Consider the following 17,803-nt stretch of genomic DNA (forward strand, 5'->3'; position numbering starts at 1 on the left):
CCTATTTGAGCGTGCTGGCGAGATGCTCAGCATGCGCGAGATGACCCTGGAAAATCTTGAGGCCCGTTTGCAGAAGTCCCTTCAACTCGCTGTTTGACGATGAGGGGATGAGCGTCGTTTCGAGCGCGCCGTCGACGGTCTTGTGGAAGGCAACTTCGTTCTCGACGTAGGCTTTGTCGAACGCGGCGCCGGACAGCTTGCTCAACTCGTCGTGCTTTTGCGCGGCCTGCTCGGAAAGAGCTTTGCTTGTACCGTTGTCTTCGGGCGTGACGTTGAGCTTCTTGACCAAAGCCAGCGCCTTGTCGTTGACCGCCTTGTGATCGCGAACCATGTCGCTCGCGAAGGCGCGAACCGCTTTGTTCTGCGATTTTTCAAGCGCGAGCTGACCGGCCTTCACATCGATATCGCCCGCCGTATAGGCGATGTGCGCGATCTGCGGATCACTCGGCTGATCGGCCGCGAATGCCGGTAACGCCAACGCCGAGAGCGTGACTGCTACGGCGAAACTCGTCGGGAAATGACGCATTGAATTGCCTCCGTGTTGCGAGCCCTGCGGGCTCTCTGTCTCACGAAGGATTGGATGGCGCGGCGCGCGAAACGTTCCCGATGATCAGCGTTGGCTCAAGCGCGATACGACGGCATTCGTCAAACGCTCGCATCGCTTGCCATCGAACGGGAAGACATCGCTGAAGAACGAGCCGATATGTTCTTCGAGTGACGACTTGAGAAGTTTGCGTGCCCTGTGCAGGCGCGTCTTCACCGTCTCCGGCTTGATGCCGTAAAGCTCCGCCGTCTCGTCGATGCTCAGCCCTTCGATGGCACGCGCAATGAGAACGGTACGGAATTCTTCCGGGAGCTCATCGATCGCCCTCTCCAGAAGACGGCAGATTTCATGCTGCGAAGTGGCGCGCTCAGGGTCCACGATCGTTTGTCCAGAGAGAGGAAAGGGAATGATGTCTGCGATCCGTTCCGGCGGCAGATCGAAGTGCGACGCAGGCTGATCAACGCGCCGTCGCGCCCGTTGCAAGGCTTCGTTCAGAACGATGCGCGTCAGCCACGTTGTCAGGCTCGACTCTCCGCGAAAATCGGCAATCGCCGAAAAGGCACGGAAGTAGGCCTCCTGCAGTACGTCTTCGGCTTCGCTGTCATCGCGGACGATACTGCGCGCGACACGATAAAGACGCCGGTTATGCTCTTGAATAATCGCGCGGATCGCCGCCTCATCCCGCTGCGATGCGCGCCGAACGAGATCGGCTTCCGCCGATCGCTGTGTGCTGTTCAGCACCGATTGACCCATGCCCGCATTCCTTTCCGAAGCGCCGAGCCTATTGGATGTACGCTTCCGAAAAAGGTTCCTGAGAGGCGCGAACGCCAATCCTTAATGGATTGCCATAAGCGTTGCGCGCCGGAAATCTGTGGTCTCAGTGAACGCGCAATTCGGTGCCGATCAGCCGGACTTCCGCGGGGCGAATAAGCTCGGAGTGTGCGACGGTCACCTTGAAAAGTTTACCATCGAGCGTCGCGGTCCAGAAATCGAGAAACGATTTGAGCTTCGGGAAGCGCGGGGCAAGATCGTATTCTTGCCAGATATAGCTCTGCAGGAGCGATGGATGATCCGGAAGACGATAGAGAATTTCGGCAGTCGTCAGGCTGAACCCGGCAAGCTGAGCCTTAAGGCCGCCGGCATTAGAAACTTCCTTGTTGGTCACTGGCAATCTCCCTTCGATAAGAGTGATTGGCGCCCTCCCCGGAACAACGATGATCAGTTGAGATTCGTTCAATGTCCAGACGAATGACAAAGCGCTAAGCGTATTAGCAAAGCACGCAGACGAGTGCTCAATCCGCCTGTGATTTGAATGTTTGCATGATGCTCGAGACCGCGCTGAAAAGTTTGACGACGTTCTTCGCCACGATCGGACCGGTCGAGGCTGCGGTCTTGTTCGCGACGCTGACACCGAAGATGCCGCGCGCGGAACGTCAGGCGATCGCCATACGCGCGACACTGATCGCATCCGCGATCCTCGCGTTCTTCACCGTGCTCGGAAGTCCGATCCTCGCGCAGCTCGGCGTTTCCGTTGCCGCGTTGCAGACGGCCGGCGGCATCATCCTGTTGATGATCGCCATCGACATGATCTTCGCGCGGCCGGGCGGCGCGATCAAACTGACGCCGCCAGAAGGTGCCGAAGCGCAGACGCGCGAGGACGTCGCCGTGTTTCCGCTCGCAACACCGTTGCTCGCTGGGCCGGGTGCGATGAGCGCCGGAATTCTGCTCGCTGCAAACGCGAGCGACGAACCGTTCGGCTTGGCGATCGTCGTTGCATCGCTCGCGTGCGTGATGATCGCGACGCTTGCGCTGCTGCTTCTCGCGCAAGAGCTGAACCGCGTGATGGGGATCACCGCGCAACGCGTTCTCATTCGCGTGTTCGGAATTCTGCTTGCCGCCCTCGCCGTGCAGGCGCTGTTCAACGGCATCAAGGATTCCGGCCTAATTGCCGGATAGGGAATTTCGTAGTCAGCATCCTGAAAAACTGCTGCGATCGGCTGCTTTTGAATGCCCGTTAGCGCCTCTTTAACGCATCAATGTTTCAATCCGGGACAATGAATTCGGTTTAGTTGCGTTCTTGTAGCGTTGAAAGCGTGAATATGTATGCGTTTGCTGCGGGCCGGTCGCCGGCTGGAGTCGCTCGTGCGGCGATCGTGCCGCTGCTTATTGCAGCGGCAGCTTTAGGCGAGGCCGGATGCGCCACGGACAATAACGCGTACTATTCGGGCGCGCCGGCCAACGTCACATACGTCCGCCAAGCATCGGCGGCGACCGAAATGGAAGACGACGGCTTGCCCTCGCAGGCGCCGCCGTCGGCCAATATCCGTCAGTTGCCTGACGATCCGTCCGAGCCCTATAGCCGCAACTACGGCGGACCGAACCCGGCGGCGATCGAGAGAAAGCCGCTCGACAAATCGGCAGCCGCACCGTTGCCCGCGCAGGCTGCGATCCCCGCCGACCTGCCTCCCGCGTTCCGCCGTCAGCTTGCGATGGCCGGCTACGCCACCGAGTAAGGCGAGCGGAAGGCATCGCGAACCGATCTTCGCCGTGATATGCGGGCGCTATGTCCACACGCATTGCCATCGTCCGCTATCTTGACGTTGCGAGAACGTCTGAGCTCGACGCTGCGATCGACACGATCTTTTTCGAAGCGAGCAATACGAAATCGTTCGAGAGCGAAGCCACGCGGACGGCTTTCCGCGAGCGCTGGCTCGGGCGCTACCTTCGGGTTGATCCGCAGTTCGCCTATCTGGCGATAACAACGTCAGGCGACGTTGTAGGGTATCTCGTCGGCACCATAGAAGACCCCGCATCCAGCAAAGTTCAGGACACCGCTATCACCGCGTTTCGCGACGTGACGCAGCGCTACCCCGCGCATCTGCACGTGAACATCGCGCCCGACCATCGCGGCTCCGGCATTGGCGGACGGTTGATCGACGCGTTCATCGCTGACGCACAGCGGGCAGGCGCTTCCGGCGTCCACGTCATCACGAGCGCGGCTTCGCCGAATGTTCGCTTCTACAATCGTAATGGTTTTTGCGAAGTTGCGCGCGGCGGACCTGCCGGCGCGCTCGTCTGTTTGGCGCGCGCATTGGGCTAAAAGCGTCCGGCCGTCGAATTCCAAGAGAGACGGCCGGAGAGTTGCACGACGCTAGGGATGGGAATTTGCGCGCTTAGTTGGTCAGTTCCGGAAGCCGAGGCGGCAGCACGAAGCCGATCGGCTCGGACTTTTTCAGCAGCGTCCGCGGATCTTCATTGGTCCGCCGCGATTTGCCCTCGAACATTGCGCCCTGTTCGATGGAAAGCGACTGATGGAAGATGTCGCCTTCGACCTCACTCGTCGTTTGCAGCATCACGCGCTTGCTGTGAACAGAGCCGACGACGTGTCCGCGAACGACCACTTCCTCCGCCGAAATGCTGCCCGTCACGGTTGCGCCTTCGCCCACGACGACATGGCTGCCTTCGATATCGCCTTCGACGATACCATCGACCTGCACTTCACCTTTGCAGATGAGATTGCCGGCGATCGTCAGGTCGCGGCCGATGACCGAAACCGATTTGGCGGGTTCGGCCTGCGGCACCGTCAGAAACGGGCGTGGCTGGAACGAGGGGGCGGGAGGAATTTCAGACGTCGCCGCTACCGTTTGCAGCTTCGGCGTGTCCGTCTCTGAGCGGCGAAAGTTCGGCAACATCGGAAATCATCCCCTCACACAACTTAAGCAACAAGCGCGCCCGGCACGCGAGCACATGTGATTCGGTTAGCACCTTCATCGCTCCGGTTCAGCCGGTAGCCATAACTAATGCACCGACAATCCCCAGGATTATAAGCAGCTCCTACAATCCTGGGCGCACACTGTGGCAGAAGATCAACGAAGGGCCCGAACTGCGCTTTTTCTGCTCATTTGGCTAACGCCTTGACCGCGGCCAGCACATCCTCGGCATGGCCCGGGATTTTCACCTTGCGCCAGCTTCGGACGATCTTGCCTTTGGAATCGATCAAAAAAGTCGAGCGTTCGACGCCCATGTATTTGCGGCCATACATGCTTTTTTCGACCCACACGCCGTAAGCATTGGCGGCATCCTTGTTTTCGTCCGCGAGCAGCCGCAGCGGCAGGTCGTATTTGGTTTTGAATTTCTTGTGGCTCGCCGCACTGTCGGGAGAAATGCCGACGACGTCAGCGCCCGCCTTGGCGAATTGATCCGCGAGGCACGAGAAATCCTTGGCCTCCTGCGTGCAGCCCGAGGTGTCGTCCTTGGGATAGAAATAGACGACCACCGGACGCCCCTTGAGCTTCGACAGACGCACGACCGAACCGGCGTCGTCAGGTAGCGAAAAGTTGGGAGCGTTCTCACCGTCTTGGAGCATCTTGAAAGTGCCTTTCTTTTGTCGCTTTTACATCTGTACGTGCCATCGCGTACGAATGGAAACCAGCATTTTGTAGCTTGTCCGGTACTAGGTCTGTCCGTTCGCCGGAAGGCGCGGATCAGTCGGTCGTTGGTGTTGCCGTCCGCGGGGGTGTGAGGAGCGGCGTTGGCGAAATCCGTAAGTGGCGGGCGCCCCGTTGAGGGACGCGGCGCCGATCAGACTGCGCACTACGCGCGCCGGCCCGGTGCGACGACCTCGCCGGAGCGTAGTGTCGCGATATCGCATGATGAGAATGATCCTGACGAGGCCGTAATGATGCGCGGTCTGCGGAGGTTTTTCCGCGGCTGCCGCATGATGTTCTATGTCGTGATGCCGCTTGTTCTACTGACGGCAATCGGCGTCGGCGTTCTGTACGTAAGGCTCAGGCATGGTCCGATCGGCTTCGATTTCGTCGTCGCCCCGATCGAGCGCGGCATCAATGCGGAACTGGCGGCAAGCTCGGTCAGGATCGACGGCGCGGAGTTGCGCTTGGGCGCCTCCGGGGAACTGGAATTTCGCCTGCGGGATGTGAGCGTCCTCGAAAAAGGCGGCGACGTCGTTCTTTCCTCGCCGCTCGCCGCCGTCAATATCTCGCTCGCGGCGCTGACGCGAGGCCGCATCGTTCCGCGACGCATCGAATTGATCGATCCGATCATCGCGCTCGCCTATTCCGATGAATCCGGCTTCGTCTTTGAACGCGCCGTGCCGCGTCCCGTGCCTGCCCGCGTGCCGAGCCAAAGCGCCCCGTCCGCGCCACTCAAGCAAGACGACACCGTCGCGCCGAATACGACTGTCGCCGTGCGGACGGTGCGCACCGGCCACCAGCTCAATCTCGCGAAGATGTTGAGCGATACCTCCTATCGCGCGCGCCAGCGCCTCGACGCGACCTCGTATCTGACCGAGTTCGGCCTCTCGAACGCGACCGTGGTGATCGATTATGAAGGCCAGCGCAGCTCGTGGCGCATCGATGAGGCCAGCGTCGATTTCAACCACCAGAGACAGCGCAGCCTGATATCGGGCCGCGCGCTCGTCGCATCGAAACAGGGTCCGTGGGCGATCTCGTTCCTGACGGACGAGCGGGAAACGGCCGACAAGCTGCAGGTGAAAGCGACCGTCCGCGATCTCGTGCCGTCCACGCTGGCCGCCGCGGCCCCGCCGCTCGCGCTGCTCGGCATGTTCGAATTTCCCGTGGCCGCCGATGCCACCGTCGTGCTGACGCGCTCGGGCGAAATCGAGAACGGCGACCTGGCGCTCGAATTCGGAAAGGGCCGCGCGCGATTGCCCTATCTCGTGCAGCCGATGGATGTGACCGCCGGCCTCTTCAAGCTCGACTACGACGGCAAGAAGCGACGCTGGGACTTGAAGCCGAGCCCAGTCAAGTGGGCCGACGGAACGATCATGTTCTCCGGCGCGATGATGGACGTGGCAAAGGCGAACGAGCCACCGCAGTGGCGCTTCGGGCTCGACGGCAAGAATGGCGTATTCGAAGCCCCCGAATTCAACGTACCGCCTGTGACGATCGACAGTTGGACGGCGCAAGGCTCCATCATTCCGCGTCGCGGCCAGGTCGATATCGACGAGTTCCGCCTCGCAGGCGGCGGTGGCGTCGCGACAATCAAAGCCACGACGCAGGCGGGTCCCGACGGGCAAAGCATGTCCGCGGAGTTCTCGGCGTCGCCGATGCCGCTGCAAACGCTGAAAGCCTTGTGGCCCCGCGCATTGGCGACCGGCACACGGGAGTGGGTGGGCAAGAACCTGTCCGCCGTCGACTTCCAGGGCGGAACGCTACGGTTCACCAACGGCAACGTCGGCGGCGTCGACGCCGGCACAGTCACCGTGTCGACCGACCTCGAGCGCGTAACGGCGAACTTCGGTGCAAAGAACCTGGTCTTCCGGCCGCTGCCCGGCATGCCCGAGATCACCGTCCCGGAAGCGTCTGTGAAACTCGTGGACAACGTCCTCGATATTGCGATGCCCGCTGCCGAAACGACGCTCGCGGACGGCCAGCGGCTCGCGATCAAGGACGTCAGCGTGCAGACTGACAACGTCATGGCGGCGCGGCCGAATGGCCAGATCAGCCTCACGGCGTCGGGCGATCTCGCACCCTTCCTCGAAACTGTTCAGTCGCTGCCCATCCGCAACCTGCGCGACGCGCCGAAGCTTCCGAAAGCCGGCGAGGGCAAGGTCGATGCGCACTTCGACATCAAGGTGCCCTTCATACCGAACGTCTCGGCCGACGACATTTCCGTCAGCGGGAAGGCACGAATTACCGACGGCCGATTTGGCAAAGTCGCGGGTAGGTTCGATGTCCAGGGCTTCACGCTCAATCTCGATCTCACCGACACGACCCTCGATGCGAAAGGCGACCTGCTCGTCAATGGCGTTCCGGCGAAGATCGCGGGCCAGCGTCTGCTCGGTCCGAATGCGGAGCAGCAACCGCCCATCAAGATCATGGCCAAGCTTGATGACGCCGATCGCACGCAGCTCGGCCTCGACATTAACGACATCGTGCAGGGCGTCGTCCCGATTGAAGTCTTGCTCGAGCCCGCCGCCAATGGCCCGCTGGCCGTCAAGCTTCATGCCGATCTGACCAACGCCGACATGACGCTCGATCATCTGCAATGGCACAAGGCGGCCGGGCGCGCGGCCTCGGTCGATGCCGAAATCGTCAGCAACCCGAACCACGACACCGAGCTGCAGCGCTTCAAAATTTCAAGCGACGACATCGCCGCCGAAGGAAAAATCGTCGTTGGCTCCGACAACAAGATCAAGCAGTTCGAGTTTCCGAACCTGATGCTCAATGTCGTGTCGCGCCTCGACGTCAAGGGATCGCGCGGCAAGGACGACATGTGGTCCATCGATGCGTCGGGCAAGACCTTTGATGGCCGTAACTTCTTCCGCTCGCTGTTTAACGTCGGCAACGGTCCCGATCGCAAAAGCAATGCGCCGGGCGCAGCCAAAGGCGCGCGCGTCAACGTCCAGATCGACAACGTCATCGGGGGTTACGACGTCTCGCTCCGTAACCTGAAAATGCAGATCGAAACGCGCGCCGGAAACCTCGCGGCGCTCGACGCCAAAGGCACGCTTGACGGGGGCGCTCCGCTTGCAGCCGAAGTTGATAAGAGTACCGGAACGCGCCGCCTGCTTGTCAATTCCGCCGACGCCGGTCAGGTGCTGAAGCTCGTCAATTTCTATCCCAACATGCAGGGCGGCCGCCTGCGCCTTGAAGTCAATCTCGACGGATCAGGACCGGCGGAAAAAACCGGAATTCTCGCGGTCGAGGATTTCAAGATTCTCGGCGACGCGATCGTCAGCGAGGTTGTCAGCAGCGCCGACCAAGGACGGCCGGCGATTCAAGGACGCCCCAACGTGACGCGCGAAGTTTTCGAGTTCGATCGGATGCGCGCGCCATTCTCTGTTGGTTACGGTCAGTTCGTCCTTGAGGAAGCCTACCTCAAAGGTCCGCTTCTTGGCGCCAACCTGCGCGGCAAGGTCGATTTCAAAACCAAGCACGTCAATTTCGGCGGCACCTATATTCCGCTGCAAGGATTGAACGGCGCTCTCGGCGGCATTCCGCTGCTCGGCCAGATCATCTCCGGCACGCAAGGCGAAGGCATTTTCGGCATTACGTTCGCGGTCCAGGGGCCGACGGCCAACCCGCAGGTGATCGTCAACCCATTGTCGTTGGTCGCGCCCGGCATCTTCCGCGAAGTGTTTCAGATGACGGCGTCCGATCCGAAGGTGCAGATTCGTGGCGACGACCGCGTGCCTCAGGACTCAACAGCCGCGCGCGTACGTCAAACATCGCCCGATGAACCTTCGACTGGCCAGAAAACCAAACGGGCCAGCGCGAACAGCAAAGTCAAATCGAAGCCGAAAAAGCCCGCCGAAGCTCAGGCGGGCTCGATCGACGGCTGGTCTTCGACAACGCAGCCGTCGCAATAGGCGCTAAGCGTCGCGCCGAGATCAGACCGGCTTCAGAAGCACGTGCTTCTTCTTGCCGAGCGACAGCTTGATAACGCCGTTCGACACTGCATCGGTCGCCTTGATCACGGCCTTGTCCGACGTCACGGCCTCATCGTTGATCTTGAGCCCGCCGCCTTGAATTTGCCGCCGCGCCTCGCTGTTCGACGCAACGAGGCCGGCCTTGACGAACGCCGTCAGCACGCCGAGGCCCGCATCGAACTCTGCCGAAGAAATCTCGATCGTCGGAAGGTCGGTCGCAAGTGCACCCTGTTCGAACGTTTTGCGCGCCGTCTCAGCCGCCGCCTCGGCCTTGTCGCGGCCGTGAACGAGCGCTGTCGCTTCCGTCGCGAGCGTCTTCTTCGCTTCGTTGATCTCCGAGCCGCCGAGGCTTGAGAGCTTCGCGATCTCGTCGAGCGGCAGCATCGTGAACAGCTTCAGGAAGCGCGCGACATCGGCGTCTTCCGTGTTGCGCCAGAACTGCCAGTAATCATAGGGCGAAAGCTGCTCCTCATTGAGCCACACCGCACCTGATGCAGTCTTGCCCATCTTGGCGCCCGACGACGTCGTCAGCAGTGGGCACGTCAGCCCGAGAAGCTGGTCTTTGACGCCCATCCTGCGCCCGAGGTCGATGCCGATGACGATGTTGCCCCATTGGTCCGAGCCGCCCATCTGCAGATTGCAGCCGTAGCGCCGGTTGAGTTCGACGAAGTCGTAGGACTGCAGCAGCATGTAGTTGAATTCGATGAACGACAGCTCCTGCTCACGATCGAGACGCAGCTTCGCGCTGTCCATCGTCAGCATGCGGTTGACCGAGAAATGCCGTCCGACGTCGCGCAGGAATTCGATGTAGTTGAGCGACGCAAGCCATTCCGCGTTGTCGACCATCAGCGCGTCGGATTTTCCTGACCCGAACGTCAGGAAGTTCGAGAAGACGCGCTTGATGCTCTCCTTGTTGGCGTCGATTTCCTCGATCGAGCGGAACTGGCGCGTCTCGTCCTTGCCGGAGGGATCGCCGACACGCGTTGTGCCGCCGCCCATCAGCGCGATCGGCTTGCCGCCCGTCTTTTGCAGCCACGACAGCATCATGATCGAGATCAGGTGTCCGACGTGCAGCGATGGCGCCGTGCAGTCGTAACCCGTGTAGGCGACCGCGCGCCCCTCCGATGCGACTTTGTCGAGACCTTCGATGTCTGAGCACTGGTGGACGAAACCGCGCTCGGTCATAATCTGCAGGAATTCGGACTTCAGTGTCGGCATTGCAACTCGCAGCTTTCGTTCGGATTGCGCCCGTCTCAGGGGCGAGGCGGCGGCAACATGCACGGGAAGGTGGTCATGGGCAAGGTGATGCGCGCCATCGGCCTGATGAGCGGAACGTCGCTGGACGGCATCGACGTCGCCTATCTCGAAACGGACGGCGAAACCATCGCGAAACGCGGCCCGGCGCAGACGTTTCCTTATGACGAGCGGATGCGAAACCTGCTCGCTGCAGCGATCGCCGCAGCCGGTAATCTGACTTCGCGACATGAGCGCCCAGTAGCACTGTCGGAGGCCGAGCACGCGCTCACCGCGCGGCATGTAGACGCCGTCGCCGAATTCTTGAGAGCATCCCGCATCGAGGCGGCGTCCATCGACGTGATCGGCTTTCACGGGCAGACGGTGCTGCATCGCCCCGAGGACGGTCTAACGATCCAGCTTGGTCTCGGCGAGCTTTTGGCGGGCGCGACACGCTGTCCGGTGATTTACGATCTGCGCGCGGCCGATGTCGCGGCCGGCGGGCAGGGAGCGCCGCTCGTCCCCGTCTATCATCGCGCTTTGTCGGCGAAGCTTCCGCAGCGGCCGCTCGCCATCGTCAATATCGGCGGCGTCGCGAACGTCACCTGGATCGGCCGGGATGGCGCGCTGATCGCGTTCGATACAGGCCCCGGAAACGCGTTGCTCGACGACTGGATGCTGCGGCGGACAAAACGCTCGCTCGACGAGGACGGCGCGGCAGCGGCTCGCGGGAAAGCCGACGACGAAATCGTCCGCGATCTGTTGAGCCACACGTTTTTTGCCAAGCCGTCGCCGAAGTCCCTCGACCGAAACACCTTCGCCACGCACGCCATCGAGAAGCTGTCGACCGACGATGGCGCCGCGACGCTCGCAGCGTTCACCGCGCAGAGCATTGCGAAATCGCGTGAGCATATGCCGGAAGAGCCGGAGCTTTGGATCGTCGCGGGCGGCGGACGGCGCAACCGCACGATCATGCGGCTGCTGGCTGAACGCGTGCAGCACGCCGTCGTCCCAGCCGAAGCTGTTGGCATCGACGGGGATAGCCTGGAGGCGGAGGCCTGGGGTTATCTCGCAGTTCGATCGGCCAAAGGGCTGCCGATTACATTTCCGGGCACGACCGGAGTGCCCGCACCAATGACAGGCGGCCTGCGTGCCGATCCATCGCCGGCACGCAAGACCTGATCACGAAATATGCTTGAATGCGGCGCTTTATTCGTCGTCGCTGTCGTCCTCGCCGCCGCCTGAAGTGGCAGCCGGCGCGCTCTGCGCTTCCATCCGCTCGAGCTCGCGCTGGCGCTGACGTTCGCGCTCTCGTTCGCGTTCGCGTTCTTTGTTGCGTTCGCGATCCTGCTCGAATTGGATCATGCGCTCATCGAGATATTTGCCGACGACGTCGCCCAGCTCTTCCGTCTTGTTCTCGAAGAAATGGTTGGCGCCGGGGATGACCTCGTGCGCGATCTTTATGCCGCGCTGGACCTTCGTCTTCACCGACATTTCCGCAACCGACGAGGTCGGCACGACTCGGTCGAGTTCGCCGTTGACGAGCAGGCCCGACGACGGACACGGGGCGAGGAAGTTGAAATCATAAAGGTTCGCGAGCGGCGCGACGCAGATGAAACCGTCGATCTCCGGCCGCCGCATCAGAAGCTGCATCGCGATCCACGTTCCGAACGAAACGCCCGCGATCCAGCAGGTCTTGGCGTCGGGCTTGACGAGCTGCAGCCAATCGAGCGCGGACGCCGCGTCCGCAAGCTCGCCGGGACCGCTGTCCCACACGCCCTGGCTCCGGCCGACGCCGCGGAAATTGAAGCGCAGCACCGAGAAGCCGCGCGCCGCGAACGTGTGGTACAGCGTATAAACAACCTGGTTGTTCATCGTCCCGCCGAGCTGCGGGTGCGGATGAAGGATGAGCGCGATCGGGCTGTCGCTGCTGGCTTCGTGATGATAACGGGCCTCCAGGCGACCGCCGGGACCATTGATAATCAGTTCGGGCATCGGAAAACTTCTCGGTTTGTGGTGATCGGGATCAGGCCGACTGGGCGCCTGGACACGAGGTCGCGTTCAAATCCTCGTGGCTCTGATTCTTGAACCTTGACTTCTGCACTCAGGATTTCCATAAGTTTAGAACGGTTCGAAACACTTCCTAGCTTTGTTAACGTTCAAGCCGCAAGTCAAGGCGGCTGTCTTAGCACAGTCGGGGGTATCGGACGCAAGGCAAGGATTTCGCCGCCACTTGAGGCGGCTCTAGTCCGGAGATGAATGTGGAACTGACGACCAAAGGCCGGTACGCGGTCATGGCGATGGCAGATCTCGCTGCCCACGCCGATCGAGCTGCTGTTCCGCTTTCGTCAGTGGCGGAACGTCAGCATCTTCCGCTGTCCTATCTCGAACAGCTTTTCGTCCCACTTCGTCGCTCCGGTCTGGTTGAAAGCGCGCGCGGACGCGCTGGCGGCTATCGCCTCTCGAAAAAGCCCGAAGAAATTTCCATTGCGGCCGTGATGGCCGCCGTCGAGGAAGTCACGCACTTCACGCGTTGCACCGATAACGATCCGCGCTGCTCGGTTGGGACGCCCTGCCTGACGCACGGTTTGTGGAGCGCGCTGAGCAGGGCAACGTCGGAGTTTCTCGAATCCGTCAGTCTCGCCGACGTTTTGCCCGGCGGAGAATTCGCCGTGAAAGCGGCGGCGACCGTCACGGAGTCGCCTGCGTCCCCGAGGCGCGCTTATCTCGACTACAACGCGACCGCGCCGCTGTGCTCGGAAGCGAAGGTGGCGATGATCGAAGCACTCGACGTCGTTGGAAATCCGTCCTCGGTTCACATGGAAGGCCGTCGCGCGAGAGGCGTTGTGGAATCGGCGCGCGAGAGCGTTGCCCGTCTCGTCGGCGCGAAGCCGTCCGAAGTCGTTTTCACCAGCGGCGCGTCGGAGGCGAATGCGTGGGTCATGGCGCAGCCGTGGCAAACAATTTTGACGAGCGGCATCGAGCACGACTCGGTTCTTGCTCCGGCGCACGCGGCAAAGTGCAACGTCGTTGAACTTGCGACCGGCCGCGACGGCGTCGTGTGCGTCGAACAGATCGCAGAGTACGTATTGAAGCATGGCGTGCCTCGCCCGGCCGTCATCGCGCTGCAAATGGCGAACAACGAAACCGGCGTCATTCAGCCGGTCGGTGAAGTCGCCGAATTCGCGCGCGCGCATGGCATTCTCATGCATTCCGATGCGGTGCAGGCGACAGGCCGTGTGCCGGTGGATTTCGCCGCCCTCGGGCTCGATACGATGGCGATCTCGGCGCACAAGCTCGGCGGCCCGAAAGGCATTGGCGCATTGATCATTCGTGACCATCTTGATCTCGTGCCGATGCTGCGTGGCGGAGGCCAGGAACGCCGCCGTCGCGCTGGGACGGAGAACGTCGCGGCGATCGCTGGCTTTGGCGCCGCGGCCGAAGCCGCGCATGCCGAACTTCGCAGCATGGCGGCGGTTGAATCATTGCGCGACGATCTCGAAGCGCACATTCGCGCAATCAGTCCGCGCGCCGAGATTATCGGAGAAGCATCGCCCCGCATCGGCAACACCATCGCGGTCGCACTGCCGGGCAAGCTGGCGGAGACCTTGGTGATCCGCCTCGATCTGGCGGGCGTCGCAGTCAGCGCGGGCTCGGCCTGTTCGTCTGGCAAAGTCGGCGCCAGCCACGTGCTCGAAGCGATGGGGCTCGGCCCCGAAATCGCGTCCGGAACGATCCGCATCAGTCTTGGGCGCGAAACGACGAAAGACGACATCGCGGCGTTTGTCGCAGCCTGGCAAGCGATTGCCGGCTCGCAGGCGATCGCCGCTTGAAGAACAAATTTGGTTGAAGGGCCGCGCTTGCGGCATTGTTGAAAGAGAGACGAGAAATGGCTGCTGTTCAGGAGACGATTGATCAAGTCAAGAAGATCGACGTCGACCAGTACAAGTACGGTTTTGAAACCAAGATCGAGAGTATCAAAGCTCCGAAGGGTCTTGATGAGACGACCGTGCGCTACATCTCGGCCAAGAAGGGCGAGCCCGAGTGGCTTTTGAACTGGCGTCTCGAGGCGTTCCAGCGCTGGAAAGCGATGACCGAACCGACGTGGGCGCGGGTGCATTACCCCAAGATCGATTTCCAGGAACTCTATTACTATTCCGCGCCGAAATCGACCGAAGGCCCGAAGAGCCTCGACGAGGTCGATCCCGAGTTGCTCGAGACTTATAAAAAGCTCGGCATTCCGCTGAAAGAGCAGGAAATCCTCGCGGGCGTGTCGTCATCGCGCGTCGCGGTCGATGCCGTGTTCGACAGCGTGTCGATCGTCACGACGTTCAAGGAAGAGCTGGCGAAAGCCGGCGTCATCTTCTGTCCGATCTCGGAAGCGGTGCGCGAGCACCCCGAGCTTGTGAAGAAGTACCTGGGCTCGGTCGTGCCGCAGTCGGACAACTTCTATGCGGCTCTGAACTCGGCGGTGTTCTCGGACGGCTCGTTCGTCTACGTGCCGGAAGGCGTGCGCTGCCCGATGGAGCTGTCCACCTACTTCCGCATCAACGAAAAGCAGACGGGCCAGTTCGAGCGTACGCTGATCATCGCGGATAAGGGCTCTTACGTCTCCTATCTCGAAGGCTGCACCGCGCCGACGCGCGATGAAAATCAGCTGCACGCAGCCGTCGTCGAGCTCGTCGCTTTGGACGATGCCGAGATCAAATATTCGACCGTGCAGAACTGGTATCCGGGAGACGCCCAGGGCAAGGGCGGCATCTATAACTTCGTGACCAAGCGCGGCGACTGTCGCGGCCACCACTCGAAGATCTCCTGGACGCAGGTTGAAACCGGCTCCGCGATCACCTGGAAGTATCCGAGCTGCATTCTGCGCGGCGACTATTCGCGCGGCGAGTTCTACTCGATCGCCGTTTCGAACGGCTATCAGCAGGTCGATAGCGGCACCAAGATGATCCACCTCGGCAAGAACTCGTCGAGCCGCATCATCTCGAAGGGCATCGCGGCCGGATATTCGCAGAACACGTATCGTGGTCTTGTCTCGGCGCATCGCAAGGCGACCGGCGTTCGCAACTTCACGAACTGCGACTCGCTTCTGATCGGCGACAAGTGCGGCGCGCACACCGTGCCCTACATCGAAGCCAAGAACTCGAGCGCGCATTTCGAGCACGAGGCGACGACGTCGAAAATTTCCGACGACATGCTGTTCTATTGCCAGCAGCGCGGTCTCTCGCAGGAAGAAGCGGTTGCGCTCGTCGTCAACGGATTCGTTCGCGACGTGCTGCAGCACTTGCCGATGGAGTTCATGGCGGAAACGCAAAAGCTGATCGGCATCTCGCTCGAAGGCAGCGTCGGATAGGAATTCCTTCTCCCCGCCCTTCGCGGGGAGAAGGTCAGGATAAGGGGCAGAGGCTGGCGCCGCGGTATGCGGCTGCGCCTCTCCCCGAGCCTCTTCCCATAACAATGGGAAGAGGGAGAGAAACGAGGCCGACAGGCCAAACAGGTACTTCAGAGGTAAGTAAGATGCTCGAAATTAAAGATCTGCACGTAAAGCTCGAAGACGAAGATCGCGTGATCCTGAAGGGATTGTCGCTCACTGTTCCAAAAGGCGAAGTTCACGCGATCATGGGACCGAACGGTTCCGGCAAATCGACGCTCGCTTACGTGCTCGCAGGCCGCGCCGGCTATGAAGTCACCGGCGGCGACATTCTCTGGAACGGCGAATCCATTCTGGAAATGGAACCCGACGAGCGCGCCGCGAAAGGCGTCTTCCTCGCGTTTCAGTATCCGATGGAAATCCCTGGCGTCGCCGGCCTGACGTTCCTCCGCACGGCGATGAACGCGGTGAGAAAGAAGCGCGGCGAAGCCGAGCTGACGACGCCCGCCTTCATGAAGATCGTCAAGGAAAAGGGCGAAAAGCTCAACATTGACGTCAACATGCTGAAGCGCCCCGTCAACGTCGGCTTCTCGGGCGGCGAGAAGAAGCGTTCCGAGATTCTGCAGATGGCTCTGCTCGAGCCGACGCTCTGCGTGCTGGATGAAACCGATTCCGGCCTCGACATCGACGCACTGCGCGTCGTTGCCGAAGGCGTCAACGCGCTTCGCGACAAGGATCGCGCGTTCCTCGTCATCACGCACTATCAGCGGCTCTTGAACTATATCGTCCCCGACAAGGTTCACGTCTTGGCCGACGGCCGCATTCAGAAAACAGGCGGCAAGGAACTCGCACTCGAACTCGAGAAATCGGGATACGCGGACTTCACCGGCAAGGCAGCGTGACATGAACGTGGCATTGATGAAAACAAAGGCCGAGCAGGCGCTGACGGAGGCTTTCGAAGCGTCCGCCGCCAAGTTGCCGGGAAGCGCTGCGGTCAAGGCGCGGCGAGCTGAAGCCATCGGTGCATTCGGGTCTCTCGGCCTGCCGCACCGGCGCATCGAGGAATGGAAGTACACGGACCTGCGCGGCAATCTGAAGGACGTGCTGCCGCCGGCTATCCACGATGAAACCCCGCTGACGATCGCAGAATTGATCGTCGCGCTCGGGCCGCTTGCCCACGTCGATGCGCATCGCATCGCCTTCGTCAACGGCCATCACCGTGCGGAATTCAATGACTTGAGGGATGCCTCGGGCCTCGATGTGACGACGCTCGGAAAAACGCTTTCATCCGCGCCGACGAACGTCGCCGACGCGCTGACGAAGTCCGACGCCAACGGCGCGATCGCAGCGCTCAATGCGGCCTTCATGACCGACGGCGCCATCGTGCGCGTCGCCGACAAGGCGACGTTGGCGAAGCCGCTGCTCGTCGTGTTCGTGCGGGCCGGAAGTGCCAAACAGACCGTGACCGTTCGCAACTTCGTCTCGATTGGCGACGCTGCCACAGCGACGATCATCGAAGCGCACGTCGTGCTTCCGGGTTCCGCAATTGAATCTCAAGGCAACGCGCTCACCGAAGTCAGCGTCGGAAAAGGCGCGACCCTGCATCATGCCAAGGTCGCGGTCGATGACGGCAAATGCCTGCATCTCGCCGATTGGGACGTGGTTCTAGGAGCCGATGCAACGTATCGCGGCTTCCAGTTTTCGTCCGGCCTCGGGCTGGCGCGCAACGAGATCAACGTCCGCTACGCCGGTGAACACGGCAAGCTCGATTTGTCCGGCGCCTACATGGCCCGCGCGCACGAGCACGTCGATACCACGCTCGTCGTCGATCACGCAGTGCCCAACTGCGAGAGCCGCGAGCTGTTCAAGGGCGTGCTCGACGATCATGGTCGCGGCGTATTCCAGGGCAAGATCATCGTTCGGCCGGATGCCCAGAAAACCGACGGCAAGCAAATGGCTCAGGCTCTGATGCTGTCGGCGGATGCCGAATTCGACTCGAAGCCCGAGCTTGAAATCTTCGCCGACGATGTCGTCTGCGGTCACGGCACGACATCCGCCGAGCTTGATGCCGACCTGCTCTTTTATTGCCGGTCGCGCGGTATTCCGGAAGCTGAGGCGCGCGCGTTGATGATCGAGTCCTTCATCGGCGAAGCGATCGACAAGGTCGAAAATCCGGAGCTTCACACGGCGTTGATGGCGTTTGCGGTCAATTGGCTTTCAAACGCGGCACGCGGATAGG

The 17,803-nt window shown here is 61.4% G+C and carries 16 protein-coding genes; 9 read left to right on the plus strand and 7 right to left on the minus strand.

Annotation, left to right across the window (positions count from 1 at the left end; all coding sequences use genetic code 11):
• Position 1 precedes the first annotated feature (1 nt).
• From HYPGJ_RS17370 to HYPGJ_RS17380, 3 genes are all read right to left on the minus strand, one after another.
• The gene (locus HYPGJ_RS17370; RefSeq protein ID WP_046848204.1) at positions 2-526 is read right to left on the minus strand and encodes a DUF4142 domain-containing protein; all 525 of its coding nucleotides are present in this window, start codon (positions 524-526) and stop codon (positions 2-4) included.
• 84 nt (positions 527-610) lie between these two features.
• Positions 611-1,297, minus strand: a complete 687-nt coding sequence (locus tag HYPGJ_RS17375) for an RNA polymerase sigma factor (protein WP_046848205.1) — start codon at positions 1,295-1,297, stop codon at positions 611-613.
• A 124-nt stretch (positions 1,298-1,421) separates the two neighbouring features.
• Positions 1,422-1,709 (minus strand): usg protein, encoded by a 288-nt coding sequence (locus HYPGJ_RS17380; RefSeq protein ID WP_046848206.1) that lies wholly within the window; start codon positions 1,707-1,709, stop codon positions 1,422-1,424.
• Between the two features lie 155 nt (positions 1,710-1,864).
• On the opposite strand from HYPGJ_RS17380, the gene HYPGJ_RS17385 reads away from it, so the two are divergent.
• The 3 genes from HYPGJ_RS17385 to HYPGJ_RS17395 all read left to right on the plus strand — a co-directional run bounded on the left by HYPGJ_RS17385 (position 1,865) and on the right by HYPGJ_RS17395 (position 3,644).
• Positions 1,865-2,500, plus strand: a complete 636-nt coding sequence (locus tag HYPGJ_RS17385) for a MarC family protein (protein WP_244466232.1) — start codon at positions 1,865-1,867, stop codon at positions 2,498-2,500.
• A 143-nt stretch (positions 2,501-2,643) separates the two neighbouring features.
• On the plus strand, positions 2,644-3,057 hold the full coding sequence (locus HYPGJ_RS17390; protein WP_046848207.1) for a hypothetical protein: 414 nt from the start codon (positions 2,644-2,646) through the stop codon (positions 3,055-3,057).
• A gap of 50 nt (positions 3,058-3,107) precedes the next feature.
• Entirely contained in the window at positions 3,108-3,644 is a 537-nt protein-coding gene (locus tag HYPGJ_RS17395) for a GNAT family N-acetyltransferase (protein ID WP_046848208.1), read from the plus strand.
• Positions 3,645-3,717: 73 nt separating this feature from the next.
• Here HYPGJ_RS17395 and HYPGJ_RS17400 read toward each other — a convergent pair whose 3' ends face one another.
• Positions 3,718-4,236 (minus strand): polymer-forming cytoskeletal protein, encoded by a 519-nt coding sequence (locus HYPGJ_RS17400; protein ID WP_046848209.1) that lies wholly within the window; start codon positions 4,234-4,236, stop codon positions 3,718-3,720.
• A 206-nt stretch (positions 4,237-4,442) separates the two neighbouring features.
• Positions 4,443-4,910, minus strand: coding sequence for a peroxiredoxin (locus HYPGJ_RS17405; RefSeq protein ID WP_046848210.1), 468 nt, complete (start codon positions 4,908-4,910; stop codon positions 4,443-4,445).
• Positions 4,911-5,222: 312 nt separating this feature from the next.
• On the opposite strand from HYPGJ_RS17405, the gene HYPGJ_RS17410 reads away from it, so the two are divergent.
• Positions 5,223-8,894, plus strand: coding sequence for an AsmA-like C-terminal region-containing protein (locus HYPGJ_RS17410; RefSeq protein WP_083984169.1), 3,672 nt, complete (start codon positions 5,223-5,225; stop codon positions 8,892-8,894).
• 21 nt (positions 8,895-8,915) lie between these two features.
• On the opposite strand, the gene tyrS is transcribed toward HYPGJ_RS17410, so the two are convergent.
• Positions 8,916-10,172 (minus strand): tyrosine--tRNA ligase, encoded by a 1,257-nt coding sequence (gene tyrS, locus HYPGJ_RS17415; protein WP_046848212.1) that lies wholly within the window; start codon positions 10,170-10,172, stop codon positions 8,916-8,918.
• 57 nt (positions 10,173-10,229) lie between these two features.
• Here tyrS and HYPGJ_RS17420 point away from each other — a divergent pair, with 57 nt between their 5' ends.
• Entirely contained in the window at positions 10,230-11,369 is a 1,140-nt protein-coding gene (locus HYPGJ_RS17420) for an anhydro-N-acetylmuramic acid kinase (protein ID WP_046848213.1), read from the plus strand.
• A 27-nt stretch (positions 11,370-11,396) separates the two neighbouring features.
• Here HYPGJ_RS17420 and HYPGJ_RS17425 read toward each other — a convergent pair whose 3' ends face one another.
• Positions 11,397-12,182, minus strand: coding sequence for an alpha/beta hydrolase (locus tag HYPGJ_RS17425; RefSeq protein WP_046848214.1), 786 nt, complete (start codon positions 12,180-12,182; stop codon positions 11,397-11,399).
• Between the two features lie 260 nt (positions 12,183-12,442).
• Here HYPGJ_RS17425 and HYPGJ_RS17430 point away from each other — a divergent pair, with 260 nt between their 5' ends.
• The 4 genes from HYPGJ_RS17430 (at position 12,443) to sufD (ending at position 17,802) form a co-directional block, all read left to right on the plus strand.
• Positions 12,443-14,020: an aminotransferase class V-fold PLP-dependent enzyme gene (locus HYPGJ_RS17430; protein WP_244466234.1), complete on the plus strand. Its 1,578-nt coding sequence runs from the start codon at positions 12,443-12,445 to the stop codon at positions 14,018-14,020.
• A gap of 56 nt (positions 14,021-14,076) precedes the next feature.
• Entirely contained in the window at positions 14,077-15,546 is a 1,470-nt protein-coding gene (gene sufB, locus HYPGJ_RS17435; protein ID WP_046848215.1) for a Fe-S cluster assembly protein SufB, read from the plus strand.
• Positions 15,547-15,710: 164 nt separating this feature from the next.
• Positions 15,711-16,466 (plus strand): Fe-S cluster assembly ATPase SufC, encoded by a 756-nt coding sequence (gene sufC / locus HYPGJ_RS17440; protein WP_046848216.1) that lies wholly within the window; start codon positions 15,711-15,713, stop codon positions 16,464-16,466.
• 1 nt (position 16,467) lies between these two features.
• A complete protein-coding gene (gene sufD, locus HYPGJ_RS17445) occupies positions 16,468-17,802 on the plus strand; it encodes a Fe-S cluster assembly protein SufD (RefSeq protein ID WP_046848217.1) in 1,335 nt (444 codons plus the stop codon).
• Position 17,803 lies beyond the last annotated feature (1 nt).

The sequence above is a fragment of the Hyphomicrobium sp. GJ21 genome, assembly GCF_001006785.1.
Classification (GTDB): Bacteria; Pseudomonadota; Alphaproteobacteria; order Rhizobiales; family Hyphomicrobiaceae; genus Hyphomicrobium_B.